Below are 1,301 nucleotides of genomic sequence, written 5' to 3'. Positions count from 1 at the left end.
CCCGTGCGGGGTGGCGACCTCCCGGGTCTCGGCGGGTACCAGGTCCGGGAGGTCGCTCACGAGAGCAGGTCGAGCTGGATCGGCTCCTCGACCTGTGCGGGGTCGATCGGCTCCAGCAGCTCAGCACTGTTGTTCCGCACGCTGTTCACCTTGTCCGACACCGGGACGATCTCCAGCGTGCGCACCAGGTCCGACGACGGCGGCGCCAGCCAGCGCCGCACCTCGTCCGCCTTCCCGTCCGTGTCCGGGTCCAGCCAGGCCGCCCACGCGTCGGTGGGCAGCACGAGCGGCATCCGGTCGTGGACCTGCGCGAGCGGCCCCACGGCCTCGGTGGTGAGGACCGTGGCCGTGACCAGCCCGTGCGGGTACTTCTCCAGCAGCTCGCCCTCCTTGGGCTTCCAGAACTCCCACAGCCCGGCCATGGCCAGCGACCGCCCGTCGGCGTAGCGGGTGAAGTACGGCTGCTTGGACGCCTTGTGGTCCTTCGTCGCGGCGCGGCGCTGCCACTCGTACCAGCCGTCGGCCGGGAGGAGGCAGCGGCGGGCGGCCAGGGCACGGCGGAAGGCGGGCTTCTCGGCCGCGGTCTCGCTGCGGGCGTTGATCATGCGGGCGCCCGCGGACGGGTCCTTCGCCCAGGACGGCACCAGCCCCCACCGGACGAGCCGCAGCGAGCGCTCGGTGGTGTCCGGGTCCGGCGTGCCGTCCTCGTCCCGGGGGTGGCGCTGCACGACGGCGACGACGTCCCGCGTGGGCGCCACGTTGTAGTCCGGCGACCGTGGCTCGCCCGCCTTCTCGGTGACGGCGTCGATCGCGGTGAACTCCTCCGCCAGGTCCGTCGGTGCCTTCGTCGAGGCGTACCTCCCGCACATGAGCCCATCGTGGCACGCGGCACCGACAGGCGCCCCGGCTGCACGTTTCGTGCTGTCAGCGCGGTCGGGACCACGCTGAGCGCACGCAATCGGCGATCTTGCCGCGCTGAGAGCACGAAACGTGCGATCTCGGTCGCCGGGCCGGGCCGTGATTCCGCCACCGCATGCGGAATCATGGGGGTGTGCCCACGCCTTGGTCCGCCCCGACCGCCGACGGTCCCGTCCGTGGCACCGTGTCCGTGCCCGGGTCCAAGTCCGTGACCAACCGGGCGCTGCTGCTCTCCGCGCTCGCCGCGGGCACCTCCACCGTGCACGGCGTCCCGGCGACCCGGGACTCCGCGCTGATGTGCGGGGCGCTGCGGGCGCTCGGTGTCGAGACGGACGTCGACGGGGAGACGGTCACGATCCGCGGCGGCACGCTGCGCGGGGGCG

2 protein-coding genes are annotated in these 1,301 nt (G+C 73.5%); one reads left to right on the top strand and one right to left on the bottom strand.

Features of this window, described 5'->3' with window-relative positions:
• Positions 1 to 56 precede the first annotated feature (56 nt).
• Positions 57 to 869 carry an SOS response-associated peptidase gene (locus H5J29_RS33030; RefSeq protein WP_181784812.1) on the bottom strand — a complete coding sequence of 271 codons (813 nt, stop codon included), beginning with the start codon at positions 867 to 869 and terminating at the stop codon, positions 57 to 59.
• A gap of 233 nt (positions 870 to 1,102) precedes the next feature.
• Between H5J29_RS33030 and H5J29_RS33025 the strand changes: the two genes are divergently transcribed.
• Positions 1,103 to 1,301 (top strand): carboxyvinyltransferase (locus tag H5J29_RS33025; protein ID WP_512700157.1); only part of this gene is annotated, 199 nt, incomplete at its 3' end.

The organism is Pseudonocardia pini, from assembly GCF_013870575.1.
GTDB classification, from domain to species: domain Bacteria; phylum Actinomycetota; class Actinomycetes; order Mycobacteriales; family Pseudonocardiaceae; genus Pseudonocardia; species Pseudonocardia pini.
This window is presented reverse-complemented; position numbering and strand designations above follow the sequence as displayed.

Bases quoted from the DNA above. Each gene is read 5' to 3' on its own strand.
- H5J29_RS33030 (WP_181784812.1), bottom strand. From the start codon at position 869: ATGTGCGGGAGGTACGCCTCGACGAAGGCACCGACGGACCTGGCGGAG.